The following is a 20,184-nucleotide window of genomic DNA, read 5'->3' on the forward strand; positions in this document are numbered from 1 at the left end:
CATTGTGCCGCCCTATGCTGTCAGGACCGGGCCGTTCAGCCGCTGAACAGGAAGTGCAGCACGTCGCCGTCCTTGACCTCATAGGTCTTGCCTTCCACCCGGAACTTGCCCGCCTCTTTTGCCCCCGCTTCACCCTTGCCGGCGATGTAATCGGCATAGGCAATGGTTTCGGCCCGGATGAAGCCCTTCTCGAAATCGCCGTGGATCACCCCCGCCGCCGCCGGGGCGAGTGTGCCTTTCAGGATGGTCCAGGCGCGGGCCTCTTTTGGCCCCACGGTGAAATAGGTCTGCAACTCCAGCAGCTCATACCCCGCCCGGATCAGCCGGTCCAACCCTGCCTCTGCCAGCCCCATTTCCTCCAGGAACATCGCGGCCTCTTCGTCGGCCAGCTGGCTGATCTCTTCCTCGATCCGGGCCGAGATCACCACCGCGCCCGCGCCTTGCGCCTTCGCCATTTCCACCACCCGCGCCGACTGGCTGTTGCCACTCGCTGCCGAGGATTCCTCGACATTGCAGACATACAGCACCGGCTTTGAGGTCAGCAGCTGCAGCAACCGCCAGGCCCGCAGATCATCCGCCGCCACCGCAATCGTGCGCGCCGGTTTGCCCTCTTCCAGCACCTTCTGCGCCAGTGCCAGCAGCCGGTCCTGATCCGCGCTTTCCTTGTCGCCGCCCTTCATCTTGCGGGCCAGGTTCGCGCGGCGGCGTTCGATGCTTTCCAGATCGGCCAGCATCAGCTCGGTTTCAATGGTCTCGGCATCCGCCACCGGGTCGATCCGCCCTTCGACATGGGTGATGTCGCCATCCTCAAAACAGCGCAGCACATGGGCAATCGCATCGCATTCGCGGATGTTGGCCAGAAACTGGTTTCCCAAGCCCTCACCCTTTGACGCCCCCCGCACTAGACCCGCGATATCGACAAAGGTCATCCGCGTGGGGATGATCTGCTTTGACCCGGCAATCGCGGCCAGCTTGTCCAGCCGGTCATCGGGCACCGCCACCTCACCCACGTTCGGCTCAATCGTGCAGAACGGAAAATTCGCGGCCTGCGCGGCGGCGGTCCGGGTCAGCGCGTTGAACAGGGTCGATTTGCCCACATTCGGCAGACCCACGATACCCATCTTGAAACCCATGACATTCTCCATCCGGCGGTTGACAGGCTCTTAAGCGTGATAGCGCACAGGATCAAGCAGGCGCAGGCCCCATTGATTTTCTGCGCCCGCCCGTGCAAACCGCTAGCAACCAAAAGGGATGGGCCGGACATGACCAGAATCGACGATACCTTCGCACGCCTGCGCACGCAGGGGAAAAAGGGCTTCGTCGCCTATATCATGGCCGGTGATCCCGATATCGCTACCTCATCCGCGGTGATGAAGGGCCTGCCGGGGGCGGGGGTGGATATTATTGAACTCGGCATGCCCTTCACCGACCCGATGGCCGATGGTCCCACGATCCAGCTGGCCGGTCAGCGCGCGCTGGACCACCATATGAAGATGGATCAGGTGCTGGATATGGTCCGCGACTTCCGCGCCGCCGATACGGTGACGCCCATTGTGCTGATGGGCTATTACAACCCGATCTACGCGCGCGGGGTCGACCGTTTTCTGGCTGATGCGGTCAGCGCCGGCATCGACGGGCTGATCGTGGTCGACCTGCCGCCGGAGGAAGACTCGGAACTCTGCCTGCCCGCACAGGCCGCCGGATTGAACTTCATCCGGCTGGCGACGCCGACGACCGATGCCAAACGCCTGCCCGCCGTGCTGAAAAACACCTCCGGTTTCGTGTATTACGTCTCTGTCACCGGCATCACCGGGGCTGCTGCTGCACAGGCGGCTGATGTGGGGCCAGAGGTGGCGCGCATCAAACAATCCACCGACCTGCCGGTGATCGTCGGCTTCGGCATCAACACGCCGGATCAGGCACGGGCAATTGCAGGCGTGGCCGATGGCTGCGTGGTGGGGTCGGCGATCGTGAAGGATATCGGTGCAGGCAAGCCGGTGGCCGAGGTGCTGGCAAATGTGGCGGCTTTGGCAGCGGGGGCGCACGCGGCGTAGGGGGGGCGGACCTAGCGGTCGTTGGACCAGAGCGAAGCCGCTCACGCATCTACGGCATAACAGACGGCTTGTAGCTTGTTGCCATCAGGATCGCGAACATATGCGGCGTAGTAGTTTTCGCCGTAGTGCGGTCTTGGACCCGGCTTGCCCGCACAGCTTCCACCCAAGCGAAGCGCGGATTCATGAAAGCTGTGAACCATCTCCTTTGTCTCTGCGACAAATGCAATGTGAGTGCCGTTTCCCCATGTTGCAGGACGGCCATCTTCCGGTGGATAAAGATAGATCGTCGGCATCCCACCTTTCTCATAAGCTGGCGCTTTACCCAGAGGCTTGGGCAAGCGCTTAAAGCCAAGAACACCAAGAACCTCGTCGTAAAAGCGACCGGCACGCTCCGTGTCATTGGTCCCGAGTGTGATGTGACTGATGATGGACATGATTGCCTCTTTGCGTTTTGCAGTGAGACTAAAACATGAACATGCTTATGCCAACAGGTTTGAACTGGGAACGTCTCATGTTCGTCAATTTGCGCCGACATCCTGAACAGACCCTCACCTGCACAGACCCTCAAAAGACAGCTGCATCAGCAGCGCCTCGCACTTCTTCCCATTTCCCCATCCGCTCCACCCTCCCTGACGGTCGCTTCTCGCGAAATGAGCCCGTAAGGAAGCGATGAGCGCGCGGGGGCGGGTCTGCGACTAACCCGCAACCCGTCTCAATACATCGACTTGCGGTAGGCGTCCTCAAGATCGGTATCCAGCTTTGCAAGCGCCTCGGGGTCTTCCGGCGCGCCAATGGTCTGGTCCAATATCATATGCACCAGCGATGGCATCTCGCGCCGGTTCTGCCGCATATCGGGGTTCCACAGGTCAGACCGGCGGAAGGCTTTGGCGCAGTGCAGGAACGCCTCTGCTACGCTGACGACGATGGCAACGGTGGGCAGACGGTCGTTCACCGTCAGGGCGGACAGCAGGTCCGGGTCGCGCGTCACCTGTGCGCGGCCGTTGATCCGCAGGCTATCGTCGAACCCGGGCACCATGAACAGCAGGCCGATGGCCGGGTTGGCGATCAGGTTGCTCAGCGTGTCCAGCCGGTTGTTGCCGGGCCGGTCGGGGATCAGCAGGGTCCGGTCATCCAGCACCTTTACAAAGCCGCGCGGATCGCCGCGGGGGCTGACATCGGCCCGCCCATCCGGGGCCTGCGTGCCGATGCAGACAAAGGGTGCGCGCGCAATGAAGGCGCGGGCATGCGGGTCCAGATGGTTCTGGCATTTGCGCAGCGCCAGATCGTGGGTGGCCGGGAACAGGGCCCGCAGGTCCTGTTCGGTGCGGATCACAAAGGCGTCGTTCAGCGGGGGGTGGGGCATGGTTCTTGCTCAGGCACAGGGGGTTTCGCCGTGAGCCTAGGCGCTGCGGCCCCGCACTGTCTATGCAAAAAGCCAGCCGACTGCGCCGGGTTTCAGGCCGCCTTCGCGGGGTGAATCGTTGACGGATCAGGACGATAGCTTTGCCAATCCATTGATTATAAACAAAACCTAACCTACAACACAGGGGGAGGCCCGTGTTACAACCCTGCCCCTTCGTCCATCCCCAGCATCAGGTTCAGGTTCTGCACCGCCGCACCCGAGGCCCCTTTGCCAAGGTTGTCCAGCGTGGCCAGCAGGACCACCCGGTCATCCTCAGGCCCGGCATGGACCGACAGCTCCATCACATTGGTCCCGTTCATCCGCTCGGGGCTGACGCGGGGCAGCAGGCTGGCCCCGTCGACCACCTTCACAAAATCCCCGTCCGCGTAATGCGCGGCCAAAGCTGCCTGCAGATCCGCCGCCGACTGACCCTTGGGCAGATGCAGCGGCACCTGCACGATCATCCCCTGATGATAATTCCCAACCGCGGGAACGAAAATCGGCCGCCGCGTCAGGCCGGTATGGGCCATCATTTCGGGCACATGCTTGTGCTTATGCTCCAGCCCGTACACGAAATACGCCCCGGCGCCGCCCGCCTCAAACTCCGCAATCATCGCCTTGCCACCGCCCGAATAGCCCGAGACCGCGTTGATCGTCAGCGCAGCATCAGGGTCGATCAGACCCGCCGCCACCAGTGGTGCGACCAAGGCAATCGCCCCGGTTGAGAAACACCCCGGGTTCGACACCCGCGAAGCCGATACAATCCGCGCCCGGTTGGCCGCGCTCAGTTCCGGAAAGCCGTAGGCCCAGTCGGGGTGCACCCGGTAGGCTGTGCTGGCGTCTATGATCCGGGTGGGCAGCCCCTCGCACAGGGCTACCGCCTCTATTGCCGCCGCATCGGGCAGGCACAGGATCGCCACATCAGCGGCGGCAAATGCCTCGCGCCGCGCGGCTGGGTCCTTGCGCCGGGCGGGGTCCACCTGCACCAGCGCGATATCGCCGCGCGCCAGCAAGCGGTCACGGATCTGCAACCCGGTGGTGCCTGCTTCGCCGTCAATGAATACCGATGCTGTCATGGCGACCTCCTTCTGTCTTTGGCCGTGCTACCGCATCCGGGCCAAAGGGGAAACATCCTTTGACACCCCTGCCTTTGCAATTGCGCGGATCAGCGCCAATTGGTAATGCGGATTGACCACATCAGAAGGGGCGGACGATGCCAGTGATTACCTGTATCGAGGATCTCAAGCGCATCTACAAACGCCGCACGCCCAAGATGTTCTACGATTACGCGGAATCGGGCAGCTATACTGAACAGACCTTCCGCGAAAACACATCAGATTTTGCACAGATCAAGCTGCGCCAGAAGGTTGCGGTCGATATGCTGGGCCGCAACATCGCCAGCACCATGGCGGGCCTGCCGGTGACGATGCCGGTGGCGCTTGCCCCCATTGGCCTGATGGGGATGCAGGCGGCGGATGGCGAGATCAAGGCCGCCCGCGCGGCGGCAAAGTTCGGGGTGCCGTTCACGCTGTCCACCATGTCGATCTGCTCGATCGAGGATGTCGCGGCCAACAGTCCGGCCCCGTTCTGGTTTCAGCTGTATGTCATGCAGGATGAGGATTTCGTCGACCGCATCATCGAGCGGGCCCGTGCGGCCAAGTGTTCGGCGCTGGTGCTGACGCTGGATCTGCAGATCCTTGGCCAACGCCACAAGGATCTTAAAAACGGCCTGTCAGCCCCGCCGAAGCTGACCCTGCCGGTGCTGTTGGATCTTGCCACCAAATGGGGCTGGGGACTGGAGATGCTGGGGACCAGGCGCCGGCATTTCGGCAACATCGTCGGCCATGTCAAAGGCGTGGGCGACACCTCCAGCCTGATGAGCTGGATTTCCGATCAGTTCGATCCGCAGCTGGACTGGACCAAGATCGCCCGGATTCGTGACAAATGGGGCGGCAAGTTCATCATCAAGGGCATTCTGGATGAGGATGACGCCCGCAAAGCCGCCGATTTCGGGGCTGATGCGATCATCGTGTCAAACCATGGCGGGCGCCAGCTGGATGGGGCGTCTTCGTCCATCCGCATGGTGCCGCGCATTGTCGATGCTGTGGGCGACCGGGCAGAGGTCTGGATGGATTCCGGCATCCGTTCGGGTCAGGATGTGCTCAAGGCGCTGGCGATGGGGGCCAAGGGTACGATGATCGGCCGCAGCTACGTTTACGGTCTGGGCGCGATGGGAGAGGCCGGCGTGACAAAGGCGCTGGAGGTGATCCGCAAAGAGCTGGACACCACCATGGCGCTGTGTGGTGAGCGGGATGTGCACGCGCTTGGCCGCCACAACCTGCTGATCCCCAAGGGGTTCTCGGACGGCTGGCAGTGATCAGCGCTGTGCGCGCGCCATCAGCGGCGACAGCACAAGCACCATCACCAGCAGACCGGCGGCAAAGACAAAGGCCATGCGCAGGCCGAAGCTTCCGGCGATGAACCCGAGCATCGGCGGGCCGAAGAAGTAGCCGAAATAGCCAAAAAGCGTGGCACGGGCGACGGCGCGTGCCCGCGCCTCGGGCCGCGCCAAGCGCCCCACCAGCGAAAACGCGGTGGGGGCGATCACGGATGCGCCAAGGCCCATCACGATGAACCCGGCATAGGCCATCATCGGCGTTGTCGCCGCCGCCGCGCCCAAGGCTCCGATTGCCGCAATCACCGCGCCGCCGGTCAGCAGCCGGTAGGGGTTGACGCGCGACACCAGCCCTTGCCCCGCCAGCCGGGCAAAGCCCATGGTCAGCGCAAGCGCCGCAGGGCCCAAGGCACCTTGCTCCGGGCTGCCACCCAGCGTTTTTTCGATATGCAGGGCCGACCACGCCTCCGCCGCGTTTTCGGTCATGAAGGCGATCAGCACCACGCCGCCGCCCAGCACCGGCAGCCAGCCCAAGGCCGCCGCGCCTGGTCCTTTGGGCCGACGCAAGCCGTCGATCTGGCCATCATGCTCCCATGTCATCAGCGCAAGGCTGCCCGCCACCAGCGCCATGGTGCCCAGCACCCATCCCGGCCCCCATTCCGCCCCGCGCATGACGCCGGTGGCAATCGCCGCCCCGGCATAGCCAAAGCTGTAGGCGGCGTGGCACAGGTTCATCAGGTGGATTTTGCGGGTGTTTTCCAGCTCGGCCACGCGGGCGTTCATCAGCACATCGGTCAGGCCGGTGCCCGCACCGCAGACCATCATGAACAGCGGAAACAGCACAAGGCTGGCACTTTGCCCCGGCAGGGCGATGCCCAGACCCATGGTCACTGCCGCCACGGGCAAGGCCATGCGCCCCATCGCGGCCCCGAAGGCCGGGGCCAGCAGCATGGCCGTCACCGCCGCCAGCGGCGTGAACAGCAACAGCAGCCCCAGCTGCGCCTCGTCCACCGCCAGCATCGCCTTGATGTCCGGCAAAGCCGCCGCAAAGGTGCCCCAGACCACACCCATGGCGGCAAATGCCGCAAGCGGCGCGCGCGCGACGGTCACGAGATGGAACATGGGGAGACTCCGCTTCTTGCCCGCCGGATCTAGCAGAGCTGCCCCGCCGCCGCCATCCTGAAGGCGACGGGCAAGGGGCTGGCCGCGACCCGGCTAAGCGCCGGAAAACAGCAAGGCGTGATGCGCTGCCGTTCCGGCCCTTGCGCCATCGGCGGCGGCAAACAGCGCGCCATACATCGGGCGGCACAGATCACCCGCCGCAAACACCCCGGGGACAGAGGTGTTCTGCATCATATCCACGCTGACAAACGGGCCGGTCATTCCGTCTTCGGTCCGGCAGTCAAGCTGTGCGGGCAGATCACATGAGGGTTCGGAACGTGACATCAGGTAAAGTACCGACCGCCGCACCTCTTGCCCATCGGCCAGCAGGATCGTGCGGGACGGGCCGTCGTCGCGGATGGCGACGACAGGCAGGTCATGGACCGGAATGCCCCAACCCGCCGCCTTTGCCCGCAGCTCATCTGGCAGCGGATGGCCATTGCAGAACAGCGCCAGATCATCGGTCCAGTCGCGCAGCATGGTCAGGTGATGCGGTGCGGCGGGGCTGGTCATCAGAATGCCGGTCGGCTGATCGGCGACCTCATAGCCATGGCAATAGGGGCATTGCAGGGCCCATTTGCCCCAACCCGGCTCCAGACCCGGAATGTCGGGCAGGATGTCGCGCATGCCGTGGGCAAGGATGACCTTTTTCGCCAGCCACTCTGCATCCGCCTCCAAGGTAAAGCGCCCGTCCTGCCCGGCGATGGCCGTCACGCGAGATCCGATAATCCGCGCGGTGGGATAGGCCAGCAGATCTGCCTGCCCGCGCCGCTGCATCTCTGCCGGGGCAAGCCCGTCCATTCCCAGAAAGCCATGCCCTGCGTCGGCAAAGCGGTTGCGGGTCTGGCCTTCGTCAAACACCACAACCCGCCGTCGCGCCCGGGCCAGCATCAGTCCCGCTGCCAGCCCGGCAAAGCTGCCGCCCACGATGGCCACATCCATATCATTGCCCATGCGTTTTCCTTGCATCCTGAGAATCATGTAACTATGATAGTTACATGAAACGAAACAACAAGCTCTCTCTCGCTCTGCACACGCTGGGCCATATGGCGGCGGCCCCGGATCAGGCGTTTACGTCAGAGGCGATTGCCGGGCACAACGCCACCAATCCGGTGGTGGTGCGGCGGGTGCTTGGCCTGCTGCGGGTGCAGGGGATTGTGGTGTCAGGCAAGGGGCACGCTGGCGGCTGGCGGCTGGCGAGGCCGGCCGACAGCATCACTGTGGCCGATGTCTACACCGCCATTGGCGCACCCCTTATGACAGTCGAACCGCTGGCAGCGGAACAGGGCTGCGCCATCGTGGCCGCCATGCATTCCACCATGACCGAAGCGGTGGCCGAGGCGGAAGCGGTGCTGCGCCGCCACTTTGCCAGCCGCACGATTGCCGATCTGGCGCAGGCCATGGTGCACCGCGCAAAGGAAAAAGGCGATTTGCGCTTTCCCCCGCGCTGATTCCCCGCTATAGCCCCCCGGTCGCGCCGCGCACCCTTGGAGGGCGGTGGACTTATTTATATGGAGAACTGCAATGGCTGGTGAGATCCCTGATCTGATCGCCGAGGCACGTACGGGGACAGGCAAGGGGGCCGCCCGTCAAGCTCGTCGTGAGCAACTCGTGCCCGGTATTGTTTACGGTGGTGGTGTAGACCCGCAACCGATCAACATCAAATACAACTACCTTCTGACCAAACTGCGCAAGGGACGTTTCCTTTCGACGCTGTTCAACCTGAAAGTTGAAGGTCAGGAAGACGTCCGCGTGATCTGCCGCGGTGTTCAGCGCGATGTGGTCAAGGATCTTCCGACCCACGTCGACCTGATGCGCCTGCGCCGCACCTCGCGGATCAATCTGTTCATTCACGTGAACTTTGAGAATCAGGATCTGGCCCCCGGCCTGAAGCGCGGCGGCACGCTGACCGTGGTCCGTCAGGAAGTCGAACTGGAAGTGACCGCGGGCGATATCCCCGATCACATCACGGTTGACCTGACCGGCAAGAACATCGGCGATGTGATCCACATCGAAGATATCGCGCTGCCCGAAGGCGTTGTGCCCTCGATCAAGCGGAACTTCGTGATTGCCAACATCGCAGCCCCATCGGGCCTGCGGTCGGAAGACAACGCTGAAGAAGCCGCTGAAGAGTGATCTGTGGCCTCAGGGCCGGATGATCCAGACTTTGGCAACAGACATTGGCGCGGCAGGGAAACCTGCCGCGCCTTTTGCATCAGTGCTCGTTCTGGGGCAGGCCGTCGGCAATGTCGTAATAGTCACCCTTGTCAGCGACGAAAATATGCAGGGTCATCTGCGTTCCGGTCGCCCCGTCAAACGCCCCCATGGCCACCGCGATCCAGTCGCGGTGCGGCGGGTCCCAGAACAGCGACGACCCGCAGCGCCCGCAAAACCCGCGCCTGACCTTGGGCGACGACGGATACCACGTGATATGCTCGGCCCCGTTCACGGTGAGGTCCGCCTTTTTCACCTCGGTCGAGGCAAAGACATGACCGGACTGCTTGCGGCACATGGTGCAATGGCAGGCATTGGGTGGCGGCAACTCACCCGCGACGGTAAAGGTGACGGCACGGCACTGACAGGAGCCTCGGTGCAATTGCGCTTCCCCTCCGGTATTTTCCCCGATGCTTGACGGGCCGGTCCGGCTTCGTCAAGGAAGACGGTAAAGGAGACTGCGATGAAACTCTTTGTCGGCCTTGGCAACCCGGGCGCGAAATATGCGGGCAACCGCCATAACATCGGCTTCATGGCGGTGGACCGCATCGCGGCAGACCATGGGTTCACCCCGTGGAAGGCCGGGTTCCGGGGCGAGGTGGCCGAAGGACGGCTGGGGGCCGAAAAGGTGCTGCTTTTGAAACCCGGCACCTTCATGAACCTGTCGGGCCAGTCGGTGCAGGCGGCCATGGCGTTCTACAAGCTGGCCCTGACCGATGTAACGGTGTTCCATGACGAGCTGGATCTCGCCCCCGGCAAATGCCGGATCAAGCAGGGCGGCGGCCATGCCGGGCACAACGGCTTGCGGTCCATCAGTGGCATGCTGGGCGAAGGCTATGGCCGGGTGCGGCTTGGCATCGGCCATCCGGGCCACAAGGATGCGGTGGCGGCCTATGTGCTGCATGATTTTGCCAAGGCCGATCAGGACTGGCTCGATGATCTGCTGCGCGGGCTGTCCGATGGTGCGGCACATCTGGCGGCAGGGGACGGGCAGAAGTTCATGAACGCCGTCGCCCTGCGTGTGGCCCCGCCCCGGTCTTCTGATAGACTTCAGCCTTCGGACAAGGCCCGGTCTGACGGGAAACCCATGGAAAAGCCTGCGGAAAAACCGGCCGAAAAGCCGGTGCCGGTTGCGCAAGCGCCAGACAGCCGCAGCCCGATGCAAAAGCTTCTGGACCGGTTTCGCTAGGGTCCCCGCCAGAAGCTCTTCCGCGCGCGGGAGTATTTCAGAAAGGTGCAAGCCCATCGGGTGTGGACCTTTGCCCGGCGCATGCCTAGCTTTGCAGGCAAAGGAGACCCCCTATGACCATTTTCGCCCAGGACTGGACCACGCCCTTTGGTCTGCCGCCCTTTGATCAGATCAAGGATGAAGATTTCGCGCCCGCATTTGATGCCGCGTTGGCCGAGGCACGGGCCAATATCGCCGCAATCGCCGACAGCGCCGAGGCACCGGACTTTGCAAATGTGATCGACGCGCTGGAATTGGCCGAGGGCGCTTTGGACCGGGTGGCGGGGGTGTTCTACAACCTGTCCGGCGCAGATTCGAATGACGCGCGCGAAGCGCTGATGCGCGATCTGGCCCCGAAGATGAGCGCGTTTTCGTCGGAAGTCTCGAACAACAAGGCGCTGTTCGCCCGCATCGAGATGCTTTGGGACTCGCGCGACACACTGGACCTGACGCAGGAACAGCTGCGGGTGCTGACGCTGTACCGGCAGATGTTCGTGCGGTCCGGCGCGCTGCTTGAAGGGCAGGCGGCAGAGCGGCTGACGGCGGTGAAATCGCGGCTGGCGGTGCTGGGCACCCGGTTCAGCCAGAACCTGCTGGCGGATGAGCGGGAGTGGTTCATGCCGCTGGACGAGGCGGATCTTGAGGGGTTGCCGGAGTTCGTGGTGGCCAGCGCCCGCGCCGCCGGGGCGGAGCGCGATGCCGGGGGGCCGGTGGTCACCCTGAACCGCAGCCTGATCGTGCCCTTCCTGCAATTCTCGCCGCGCCGCGCGCTGCGCCAGCGCGCCTATGAGGCCTGGGGGGCGCGCGGGGCCAATGGCAACGCGCATGACAACCGGGGAATCGCCGCCGAAATTCTGGCGCTGCGGCAGGAACGGGCGCAGCTGCTCGGCTACGCCAGCTTTGCCGACTACAAGCTGGAACCCGAGATGGCGAAGACCCCGGCGGCCGTGCGGGATCTGCTGATGCGGGTCTGGCAACCTGCGCGCGCCAAGGCGACCGCGGACGCGGCGGTGCTGGAAGCGATGCTGCACACCGACGGGATTACCGGCCCGCTGGAGGCCTGGGACTGGCGCTATTACAGCGAGAAACGCCGCCGGGCCGAGCATGATCTGGATGAGGCCGCGCTGAAACCCTATCTGTCGCTGGATGCCATGCTGGCCGCGCAGTTCGATTGTGCGGGCCGGCTTTTCGGGTTGGAGTTCCGCGCGCTTGACGGCCCGTTCTACCACCCGGACGTGCGTGGCTGGGAAGTCACCCGCAACGGCGCGCATGTGGCGGTTTTCCTTGGGGATTACTTCGCGCGCGGGTCGAAACGGTCCGGTGCCTGGTGTTCGGCCATGCGGTCGCAGCGCAAGCTGGGGGGCGAGGTGCGGCCCATTGTCGTCAATGTCTGCAACTTCGCCAAGGGCGATCCGGCGCTGCTGTCTTATGATGACGCCCGCACCCTGTTTCATGAATTCGGCCATGCGCTGCACCAGATGCTGTCGGATGTCACCTATGGCTTCATCTCGGGCACCTCGGTGGCACGGGACTTTGTGGAACTGCCCAGCCAACTCTATGAGCATTGGCTGGAGGTGCCCGCCGTTCTGGAGCAGCACGCCCGGCACTGGCAGACCGGCGAGGCGATGCCGTCGGACATGCTGGAACGGCTGCTGGCGGCCAGCACCTATGATCAGGGCTTTTCCACCGTGGAATTTGTCGCTTCGGCGCTGGTGGATCTGGCGTTTCACGAAGGACCGGCCCCCGCCGATCCGATGCAGAAACAGGCCGAGGTGCTGGAGGCGCTGGGGATGCCCCGGGCAATCCGGATGCGGCACGCAACCCCGCATTTCGCCCATATCTTCACCGGCGACGGCTATTCCTCCGGCTACTACTCCTACATGTGGTCCGAGGTGATGGACGCCGATGCCTTCGCCGCCTTTGAAGAGACCGGGGATGCCTTTGATCCGGCCACGGCGGCGCGGCTGGAGCGGTTCATCCTGTCGGCGGGCGGGTCTGAGGAGCCAGAGGATCTGTACCTTCAGTTCCGGGGCAAGATGCCGGGTGTGGAAGCCTTGCTGAAGGGGCGGGGGTTGCTGGAGGAGGTGTGAGGCGACCCACGCCTTCCCCCTGTGTTACAGCCTGCAAAGAGAGCATGGATTCTCAACCTTTCGGTTGAAAGGGGGCGCTGCCCCCTTGGGCCTTTGGCCCATCCCCCGGAGTATTTTTGCCAAGATGAAGCCCCACATTCGTCAGGCGGCTTCATCTTGGCAAAAATACTCCGGGGGGAGGCGAAGCCGGGGGGCTGGCCCCCCTACGCCCTTTGCCGCCGGAGCGACGCCGGGGGTTGGCCAAAGGCGCGGCGGAAGGCGCGGGACAGGGTGGCGGGGCTGGAAAAGCCGCAGCGCAGGGCGATTTCTGCCAAGGGATGGGCTGTATCGGTCAGCATCCGGCGGGCGCTCGCGAGGCGGAGTGAGAGGGCATGTGCACCCGGCGTTGTGCCTAGGCTGTCGCGGAACAGGCTTTCCAACCGGCGGGCCGACAAGCCGACATGTGCCGCGAGGGTCGCCATCGGTTCCGGCGCGTCAAGGCTGGCCTCCATCCGGGCGAGGACCCGCGCCACGCGCGGGTCGAGCCCCGGATCGGCACTCAAGGGACCGGGGGGCGGGGCGATCTGCGCCGCATGGCCGGGGCGGGGCGACTGCAGAAAGCTCTGCGCTACCTGACGGGCGACGCCTGCGCCGTGGCGGGCGCGGATCAGGTGCAGCATCAGGTCATAGGCGGGGGCAGCGCCGCCTGCGGTCATCCGGTTGCGGTCGATGACATAGCGGTCGGGGCAGACCGTGACCTGCGGGTGCAGGTGGGCCAGATCCTCCAGATCCTCCCAGTGCACGGTGGCGCGGTGGCCGTCGAGCAGACCGGCGCGCGCCAGCACCCATGGGGCGGCATCCACGCCACCAATGGCGGTGAAGCCATGCGCCATCCGGCGCAGGTCGCGGATCAGCGGGCGGGTGGCCACCTCGGCCAGACGGTAGCCCGCGATCACCATCAGCATCGCCGCGCCTTTGGCGGCGGACAGCGGGCCAGAGGCGGGCAGCTCGATCCCGCAGGTCAGGGGTGCTGCCTGGCCATCGGGGGTGACGACGCGAAAGCGGAAGGCGTCGCGCCCCAGATGCCGGTTGGCGTTGCGCAACGGGTCCAGCACAGAGGCGACTTCGAGGATCGAGCAATGCGGCAGGACCAGCACGGCAAGGTCCAGCGGGCTTTGGGCCGGAGAAAAGAGGGCATTTTCCGTCATGCAGATTTCGTAAAACGCAAGGCGCGGGTTGGCAAGCGCGTTAAGCTGGGAGGCAACAAAGGGGTTTGCCATGCCACTGACCATGAACCGCGAAGTCTTCATCACCTGTGCCGTGACCGGATCGGGCGGCACGCAGGACCGCAGCCCGCATGTGCCGCGCAGCCCCAAGCAGATTGCCGATAGTGCCATTGATGCCGCCAAGGCCGGGGCCGCCGTGGTGCATTGCCATGTGCGGGACCCCGAGACCGGCAAACCGTCGCGCGCGCTGGCGCTGTACCGCGAGGTGACGGAACGCATCCGCGACGCAGGCGAGGATGTGGTGCTGAACCTGACCGCCGGGATGGGCGGCGACATCTATTTCGAGGGCACCGAGGATATGGGCCGGATCGGCCCCCGGTCCGACATGGCGGGTGCTGCGGAACGGGTGGCGCATGTGGTTGAGTGCCGGCCCGAAATCTGCACGCTCGACTGCGGGACGATGAATTTCAACGAGGCCGATTATGTGATGGTCAACACGCCGGGCATGCTGCGCGATATGGCACGCCGGATGACGGCAGCGGGCGTGCGGATCGAGATTGAGGCGTTTGACACCGGGCATCTGTGGCTGGCCAAGGAATTGGTGAAAGAGGGCGTGATCCCGGAGCCGGTGCTGGTGCAGCTGTGCATGGGCGTGCCATGGGGCGCGCCGGATGATCTGAACACCTTTATGGCCATGGTGAACAATGTGCCGCCGTCCTGGCACTGGTCGGCCTTTGCGCTGGGGCGGCATCAGATGGGCTATGTGGCGGCCTCGGTTCTTGGCGGCGGCAATGTGCGGGTGGGGTTGGAGGACAACCTTTGGCTCGACAAAGGGGTTCTGGCGACCAATGCTCAGCTTGTCGAGCGCGCGGCCACCATCATCGAGAACATGGGCGCGCGGGTGATCACCCCCGCCGAGGTGCGGGCGCGGCTGAAACTGGAGAAAAGGGCCCCGCTATGAAACGATTTCTTTTGCCTGTCATGCTGGCACTGGCGGCATGCGAGCCGCACACGCCATCGCCGCGCTATGCCTTTGCCCCGATGTATCTGCTGGATATCGCGCCCGAGCGGTTGCTGGGCACGTGGTATGAGGTGGCGAGCTTTCCCGCGCCGTTTCAGGACGGCTGCAGCCATACCACGGCGACTTACGGTGCGATTGAGGGCGGCCTGAGTGTCGTGAACCGCTGCCGCCGGGGCGGTCAGCTGGTGCAGATCACCGGGACGGCGGCAAAGGTCGGGCCGGGGCAGTTCAAGGTGAAGCTGGGCGGTGTGCCCTTTGCCGGGGATTACTGGGTGATTGGGCAGAGCCGCGACGGGCGCACGCTGCTGGTCGGCACGCCGACGCGCACGGCAGGCTGGATGCTGCACCGCGACCGGCATGTGACCGAAGCGGAACGGCGCTGGGCGGGGCAGGTGTTCGCCAGGAACGGGTATGACGAGGCGGCGTTGCAGCGGACGGATCAGCGGTAGCGCCTGCCGCCCCTCCCTCCCCCTTGTAGGGGAGGGGCGGGGGTGGGGGCCGCCACCGATAACAGACAGACAAGGGACGACAGATGGCACGCAAGGCGGCAATCATTGGCGGCGGGGTGATCGGCGGCGGCTGGGCGGCGCGGTTCCTGCTCAACGGCTGGGACGTGGCAGTGTTCGACCCCGACCCGGAGGCCCCGCGCAAGGTGGGCGAGGTGCTGGCCAATGCCCGCGCGGCGCTGCCCGCGCTGTCAGACGGGCCGATGCCGGCCGAGGGTACGTTGAGTTTCGCCGGGACGATCACCGAGGCGGTGGAGGGGGCGGACTACATTCAGGAGTCGGTCAGCGAACGGCTGGACCTGAAGCACCGGGTGTTTGCGCAAATCCAGCAGGTGGCATCGGATACGCCGATCGGCAGTTCAACCTCGGGCTTCAAACCGTCGGAACTGCAGCAAAATGCCGCCAATCCGGCGGTGATCTTTGTCGCCCATCCGTTCAATCCGGTCTATCTGTTGCCGCTGGCCGAGGTGGTGCCATCGGCGGCGTCTGACCCGGCGCTGATCGAGCGGGTGAAAGAGACCCTGCGTGAAATCGGCATGTTCCCCCTGCACGTGCGCAAGGAGATTGATGCCCACATCGCCGACCGTTTCCTTGAGGCGGTGTGGCGCGAGGCGCTGTGGCTGGTCAAGGATGGCGTGGCGACCACGGAAGAAATCGACGAGGCGATCCGCATGGGCTTTGGCCTGCGCTGGGGCCAGATGGGGCTGTTCGAGACCTACCGCGTGGCCGGGGGTGAGGCCGGGATGAAGCATTTCATGGCGCAGTTCGGACCTTGCCTGCAATGGCCGTGGACCAAGCTGACCGATGTGCCGGAGTTCACCGACGAGTTGGTCGATCTGATTGCCGGGCAGTCGGATGCGCAATCGGGCGCATACACGATCCGCGAGCTGGAACGCATCCGCGACCAGAACCTGATCGGCTTTCTGCGCGTGCTGAAAGAGCGCAACTGGGGCGCGGGCAAGGTTCTGTTGGAGCATGATGCCCGCCGCCGCGCCGCGGCCTTCGCGCCGGTGGTGGGCGAGGGTCCCATGGAAACCGCACGGATGACGGTGCTGCCCGGCTGGATCGATTACAACGGCCATATGACCGAAAGCCGCTACCTGTTCGCGGCCTCGGAAACCTCTGACGCCTTCCTGCGCCACATCGGCGCGGATATTGCCTATGTCGGCACCGGCTTCAGCTATTACACCGCCGAAACCCACATCATGCATACGGGGGAGGCCAAACTGGGAGACGCGCTGACCGGCACCGTGCAGGTGCTGGCGGCAGATGAAAAACGGCTGCACATCTTCATCCGCATCCTGAAGGACGGCCAGCCTGTGGCAACTCTGGAACAGATGCTGCTGCATGTCGATATGGGGCGCGGCAAGACCTGCGCCGCCCCGCAGACGATCCTCGACCGCCTGCTGCCGATTGCGCAAGCGCATGCCGCGCTGCCCCGCCCCGAGGCGGCAGGCCGCCATGTCGGGCAAAGGAACGCGTGATGCACTTTGGCCTGACCGACGAGCAGCGCATGATCATCGACACCACCCGCGCCTTTGTGGAAAGCGAGCTGTACCCGCATGAACTGGAGGTGGAACGATCAGGCCACCTGCCGCTGGAGCTGATCCGCGAGATCCAGGCGAAGGCCATCGCTGCCGGGCTTTACGCCGCCAACATGCCGGAGGAGGTGGGCGGCGCGGGCCTCGATACCCTGTCCTGGCTGCTCTATGAACGCGAGCTGGGCCGCGCGAATTACGCGCTGCACTGGACCTGCGTGGCACGCCCGTCGAACATCCTGCTGGCAGGAACGCCCGATCAGCGCGAACGCTACCTGATGCCCTGCATCCGGGGGGAGACCTGGGATTGTCTGGCGATGACCGAACCCGGGGCCGGGTCGGACCTGCGCGGCATGAAAGCATCGGCCCGGCAAGAGGGCGGCGACTGGGTGCTGAACGGCACCAAGCATTTCATCAGCCATGCGGATCTGGCGGGCTTCACCATCGCCTTCATGGCGACGGGCGAAGAAGACACGCCGCGCGGGCCGAAGAAAAAGATCACAGCGTTCTTCGTCGACAAGGGCACCAAGGGCTTCACCGTGCGCGACGGCTATCGGAACGTGTCGCACCGCGGCTATACCAACGCGGTGCTGGAATTCGACGATTGCCGCATACCGGCGGAAAACGTGCTGGGCGAGCCGCACAAGGGGTTCGAGGTCGCCAACACCTGGCTTGGCGCCACCCGGCTGCAGGTGGCCAGCACCTGCCTCGGCCGCGCCGACCGCGCGCTGCACCTCACCATTGCCTACGCGGCGGAGCGCCACCAGTTCGGTCAGTCCATTGGCAAGTTTCAGGGCGTCAGCTTCAAGCTCGCCGATATGGCGATGGAGCTGAAAGCGGCAGAGCTGCTGACCTGGGAAGCGGCGTGGAAATTCGATCAGGGTACGGTAACCGAGGCCGATATGAGCATGGCCAAGCTGAAAGCCAGCGAAGTGCTGGCAATGATCGCGGATGAGGCGATCCAGATCCATGGCGGTATGGGGCTGATGGACGAGCTGCCGCTGGAGCGCATCTGGCGCGACGCGCGGGTGGAGCGGATCTGGGAAGGCACCTCGGAGATCCAGCGCCACATCATCAGCCGCGAGTTGCTGCGCGCGCAGGGCGGCTGAACTGTCGGACCGGGGGGCCAGCCCCCCGGACCCCCCGGGATATTTGTGAACAGATAATGCGATGAATCAGCCTTACGACAATCTTTCCTTAATCTTTCACTATCATGATAAACTTGCGGTACAGGCGGGGACGCCTATGACCGTAACAGGTAATGGCACCCCGTTTCCTTCGTGGAAGCGGGGTGTTCTTATTATTTGTTCAAAAATATCCCGGGGTCCGGGGCAGAGCCCCGGGGTTTGCCACAGATCGCGAGGCCGGACATGACGCGGCTTTCGCGCCTTCTGCAGCCGCGCTCTATTGCGGTGCTTGGCTCTGGCTGGGCCGGAAACGTGATCGCCCAATGTCAGAAGATGGGGTTTGCCGGGCCAGTCTGGCCAGTGCATCCGACGCGCACGGCCGTGGGCGGGGTGCCTGCCTTCCGGTCTTTGGCCGATCTTCCTGACGTGCCGGATGCGACCTTTATCGGGGTGAACCGGCATGCCACGCTTGGTGTCGTGCGCGAGCTTGCCGCCATGGGCGCGGGCGGGGCGATCTGTTTTGCCTCTGGCTGGGAGGAGGCGGGGGAGGCCGGGTTGCAGGCCGATCTGGTGGCGGCGGCGGGGGGGATGCCGGTGCTGGGCCCGAACTGCTACGGGGTGATCAACTATCTCGACGGGGCGCTTTTGTGGCCCGATCAGCATGGCGGGCGGCGGGTGGAGCGGGGTGTGGCGCTGCTGTCGCAATCGTCCAACATCGTGATCAACCTGACCATGCAGGCGCGCGGGCTGCCGGTGGCTTACGTTGCCTGTCTGGGCAATGCGGCGCAGGTGGGGTTGGCGGAACTGGCCGGGGCGCTGCTGGCCGATGACCGGGTGACGGCGCTGGGCATGTATGTTGAGGGCATTGACGATGCCCCTGCGCTGGCGCGGCTGGCCGCTGAGGCGGCGCGCTTGGGCAAGGGGATTGTCTGCCTGAAATCCGGCAAGACCGAGCTGAGTCGGGTTGCGGCGGCGTCGCATACCGCGTCCTTGGCGGGAGAGGCGGCGGTGTCTTCGGCCTTTCTGCGCAAGGCGGGGATTGCCGAGGTGGCGGGTTTGCCGGAGCTGCTGGAGGTGCTGAAGATATTCCACACCCATGGCCGGGGGCTGGGGCCGCGTCTGTGCTCGCTGTCCTGTTCCGGGGGGGAGGCGGGGTTGGTGGCCGATCTGGGGGCGGCGGCGGGGCTGGAGTTTGCGGCACCTTCGGCGGCGCAGCGGGCGCGGTTGGGGGAGATCCTCGGGCCGATTGTCACCATCGCCAATCCACTGGATTACCACACCTTCATCTGGGGAGACGGGCCGCGCACCACGGATGTGTTCACCACCATGTTGGCCGGGTATGATGCGGGGGTATTCGTCATCGACCCGCCGCGGCCGGATCGCTGTGATCCGTCATCTTTCCAGCCGGCTTTGGACGCGATTGTGGCGGCTGTGCAGGCGACCGGCAAACCGGCCTTTCCGGTGGCGTCGCTGCCGGAGAATTTCGACGAGGCGCTGGCGGAGCGGATGATGGCGCAGGGTGTGGTGCCGTTAATGGGTTTGGAGGCGGCGCTGGGGGCGATCCGGGCGGCGCAAGGGGTTTGGGGGGTGCAACCGGCGGTGCCTTTGGCGGCGCGGGTCGCGCGCGAGGTGCCTTTGCTGGACGAGGCGGCCGCGAAGGAGTTGCTTCGCGCGGCGGGGGTTGCGGTGCCTTTGGGGGTTTGTGCGCCGACGCTGGCAGAGGTTGCGGCGCGCGCGGCGGGGCTCCGGCCCCCGCTGGTGCTCAAGGGTCTGGGCTTTGCGCATAAGACCGAGGCCGGGGCGGTGCGGCTGGGGCTCGCCTCGCTGGAGGGCCAAATCGAGATGCAGGGGGCGATGGGCTATCTGGTAGAAGAGATGGCAGTCGGTGCGGTGGCCGAGGTGCTGGTGGGGCTGCGGCGCGATCCGGTGTACGGGGTGGCGCTGACGCTGGGCATGGGCGGGGTGACGGCGGAGTTGCTGGCCGATACGGTGACGCTGGTGCTGCCCGCCAGTCGCGATGAGGTGCTGACGGCGCTGCGGCGCTTGCGGCTGTATCCGCTGCTCGACGGGTATCGGGGGCGGGCGCGGGGCGATGTGGGGGCGCTGTGTGATCTGGTGGGGCGGCTGTGCGCCCTGATGACGGATGACGACAGGTTTGAAGAGATCGAGCTGAACCCGGTGCTGGTGTTTGCCGAAGGTGCGGTGGCGGTCGATGCGTTGATACGGAAAGGATAGGCTATGGA

The 20,184-nt window shown here is 64.8% G+C and carries 19 protein-coding genes; 11 read left to right on the plus strand and 8 right to left on the minus strand.

The window, feature by feature from the left end; genetic code table 11:
- Positions 1–35: 35 nt before the first annotated feature.
- The gene (gene ychF, locus Q7J44_RS13650; protein WP_304880734.1) at positions 36–1,133 is read right to left on the minus strand and encodes a redox-regulated ATPase YchF; all 1,098 of its coding nucleotides are present in this window, start codon (positions 1,131–1,133) and stop codon (positions 36–38) included.
- A 129-nt stretch (positions 1,134–1,262) separates the two neighbouring features.
- Here ychF and trpA point away from each other — a divergent pair, with 129 nt between their 5' ends.
- Positions 1,263–2,054 (plus strand): tryptophan synthase subunit alpha, encoded by a 792-nt coding sequence (gene trpA, locus Q7J44_RS13655; RefSeq protein WP_304880736.1) that lies wholly within the window; start codon positions 1,263–1,265, stop codon positions 2,052–2,054.
- Positions 2,055–2,095: 41 nt separating this feature from the next.
- Here the strand turns inward: trpA and Q7J44_RS13660 are convergent, their stop codons facing one another.
- From Q7J44_RS13660 to argC, 3 genes are all read right to left on the minus strand, one after another.
- Positions 2,096–2,488: a VOC family protein gene (locus tag Q7J44_RS13660; protein WP_304880738.1), complete on the minus strand. Its 393-nt coding sequence runs from the start codon at positions 2,486–2,488 to the stop codon at positions 2,096–2,098.
- Between the two features lie 278 nt (positions 2,489–2,766).
- Positions 2,767–3,417 carry a pyridoxamine 5'-phosphate oxidase family protein gene (locus Q7J44_RS13665; RefSeq protein WP_304880740.1) on the minus strand — a complete coding sequence of 217 codons (651 nt, stop codon included), beginning with the start codon at positions 3,415–3,417 and terminating at the stop codon, positions 2,767–2,769.
- A 197-nt stretch (positions 3,418–3,614) separates the two neighbouring features.
- Positions 3,615–4,532 carry an N-acetyl-gamma-glutamyl-phosphate reductase gene (argC, locus tag Q7J44_RS13670; RefSeq protein WP_304880742.1) on the minus strand — a complete coding sequence of 306 codons (918 nt, stop codon included), beginning with the start codon at positions 4,530–4,532 and terminating at the stop codon, positions 3,615–3,617.
- A 137-nt stretch (positions 4,533–4,669) separates the two neighbouring features.
- Here argC and Q7J44_RS13675 point away from each other — a divergent pair, with 137 nt between their 5' ends.
- Positions 4,670–5,833, plus strand: a complete 1,164-nt coding sequence (locus Q7J44_RS13675) for an alpha-hydroxy acid oxidase (RefSeq protein WP_304880744.1) — start codon at positions 4,670–4,672, stop codon at positions 5,831–5,833.
- Here Q7J44_RS13675 and Q7J44_RS13680 read toward each other — a convergent pair whose 3' ends face one another.
- Positions 5,834–6,973 carry an MFS transporter gene (locus Q7J44_RS13680; protein ID WP_304880745.1) on the minus strand — a complete coding sequence of 380 codons (1,140 nt, stop codon included), beginning with the start codon at positions 6,971–6,973 and terminating at the stop codon, positions 5,834–5,836.
- 93 nt (positions 6,974–7,066) lie between these two features.
- A complete protein-coding gene (locus tag Q7J44_RS13685; RefSeq protein ID WP_304880747.1) occupies positions 7,067–7,966 on the minus strand; it encodes an NAD(P)/FAD-dependent oxidoreductase in 900 nt (299 codons plus the stop codon).
- Positions 7,967–8,010: 44 nt separating this feature from the next.
- On the opposite strand from Q7J44_RS13685, the gene Q7J44_RS13690 reads away from it, so the two are divergent.
- Together Q7J44_RS13690 and Q7J44_RS13695 are read left to right on the plus strand one after the other, a co-directional pair.
- Positions 8,011–8,463: an Rrf2 family transcriptional regulator gene (locus Q7J44_RS13690; RefSeq protein ID WP_304880748.1), complete on the plus strand. Its 453-nt coding sequence runs from the start codon at positions 8,011–8,013 to the stop codon at positions 8,461–8,463.
- 73 nt (positions 8,464–8,536) lie between these two features.
- Positions 8,537–9,148 carry a 50S ribosomal protein L25/general stress protein Ctc gene (locus Q7J44_RS13695; RefSeq protein ID WP_304880749.1) on the plus strand — a complete coding sequence of 204 codons (612 nt, stop codon included), beginning with the start codon at positions 8,537–8,539 and terminating at the stop codon, positions 9,146–9,148.
- A 79-nt stretch (positions 9,149–9,227) separates the two neighbouring features.
- On the opposite strand, the gene Q7J44_RS13700 is transcribed toward Q7J44_RS13695, so the two are convergent.
- Positions 9,228–9,608, minus strand: coding sequence for a GFA family protein (locus tag Q7J44_RS13700; protein WP_304880750.1), 381 nt, complete (start codon positions 9,606–9,608; stop codon positions 9,228–9,230).
- Positions 9,609–9,689: 81 nt separating this feature from the next.
- Between Q7J44_RS13700 and pth the strand changes: the two genes are divergently transcribed.
- Both pth and Q7J44_RS13710 read left to right on the plus strand, forming a co-directional pair.
- Positions 9,690–10,415 carry an aminoacyl-tRNA hydrolase gene (gene pth / locus Q7J44_RS13705; protein WP_304880751.1) on the plus strand — a complete coding sequence of 242 codons (726 nt, stop codon included), beginning with the start codon at positions 9,690–9,692 and terminating at the stop codon, positions 10,413–10,415.
- A 113-nt stretch (positions 10,416–10,528) separates the two neighbouring features.
- Positions 10,529–12,544, plus strand: coding sequence for a M3 family metallopeptidase (locus Q7J44_RS13710; RefSeq protein WP_304880753.1), 2,016 nt, complete (start codon positions 10,529–10,531; stop codon positions 12,542–12,544).
- Positions 12,545–12,747: 203 nt separating this feature from the next.
- Here the strand turns inward: Q7J44_RS13710 and Q7J44_RS13715 are convergent, their stop codons facing one another.
- On the minus strand, positions 12,748–13,803 hold the full coding sequence (locus Q7J44_RS13715; protein WP_304880755.1) for a GlxA family transcriptional regulator: 1,056 nt from the start codon (positions 13,801–13,803) through the stop codon (positions 12,748–12,750).
- Here Q7J44_RS13715 and Q7J44_RS13720 point away from each other — a divergent pair.
- The 5 genes from Q7J44_RS13720 to Q7J44_RS13740 all read left to right on the plus strand — a co-directional run bounded on the left by Q7J44_RS13720 (position 13,802) and on the right by Q7J44_RS13740 (position 20,176).
- Positions 13,802–14,710: a 3-keto-5-aminohexanoate cleavage protein gene (locus Q7J44_RS13720; RefSeq protein WP_304880756.1), complete on the plus strand. Its 909-nt coding sequence runs from the start codon at positions 13,802–13,804 to the stop codon at positions 14,708–14,710. The genes Q7J44_RS13715 and Q7J44_RS13720 overlap by 2 nt on opposite strands.
- Complete coding sequence (locus tag Q7J44_RS13725) at positions 14,707–15,219, plus strand: lipocalin family protein (RefSeq protein WP_304880758.1); 513 nt, start codon at positions 14,707–14,709, stop codon at positions 15,217–15,219. Before Q7J44_RS13720 ends, Q7J44_RS13725 begins: the two co-directional genes overlap by 4 nt.
- An 83-nt stretch (positions 15,220–15,302) precedes the next feature.
- Entirely contained in the window at positions 15,303–16,760 is a 1,458-nt protein-coding gene (locus tag Q7J44_RS13730; protein WP_304880760.1) for a carnitine 3-dehydrogenase, read from the plus strand.
- Entirely contained in the window at positions 16,760–17,923 is a 1,164-nt protein-coding gene (locus Q7J44_RS13735; protein ID WP_304880761.1) for an acyl-CoA dehydrogenase family protein, read from the plus strand. The genes Q7J44_RS13730 and Q7J44_RS13735 overlap by 1 nt, the downstream gene beginning before the upstream one ends.
- 261 nt (positions 17,924–18,184) lie before the next feature.
- Positions 18,185–20,176, plus strand: coding sequence for an acetate--CoA ligase family protein (locus Q7J44_RS13740; protein ID WP_304880763.1), 1,992 nt, complete (start codon positions 18,185–18,187; stop codon positions 20,174–20,176).
- Positions 20,177–20,184 lie beyond the last annotated feature (8 nt).

The sequence above is a fragment of the Pseudotabrizicola sp. genome (genome assembly GCF_030656345.1).
Classification (GTDB): Bacteria; Pseudomonadota; Alphaproteobacteria; order Rhodobacterales; family Rhodobacteraceae; genus Pseudotabrizicola.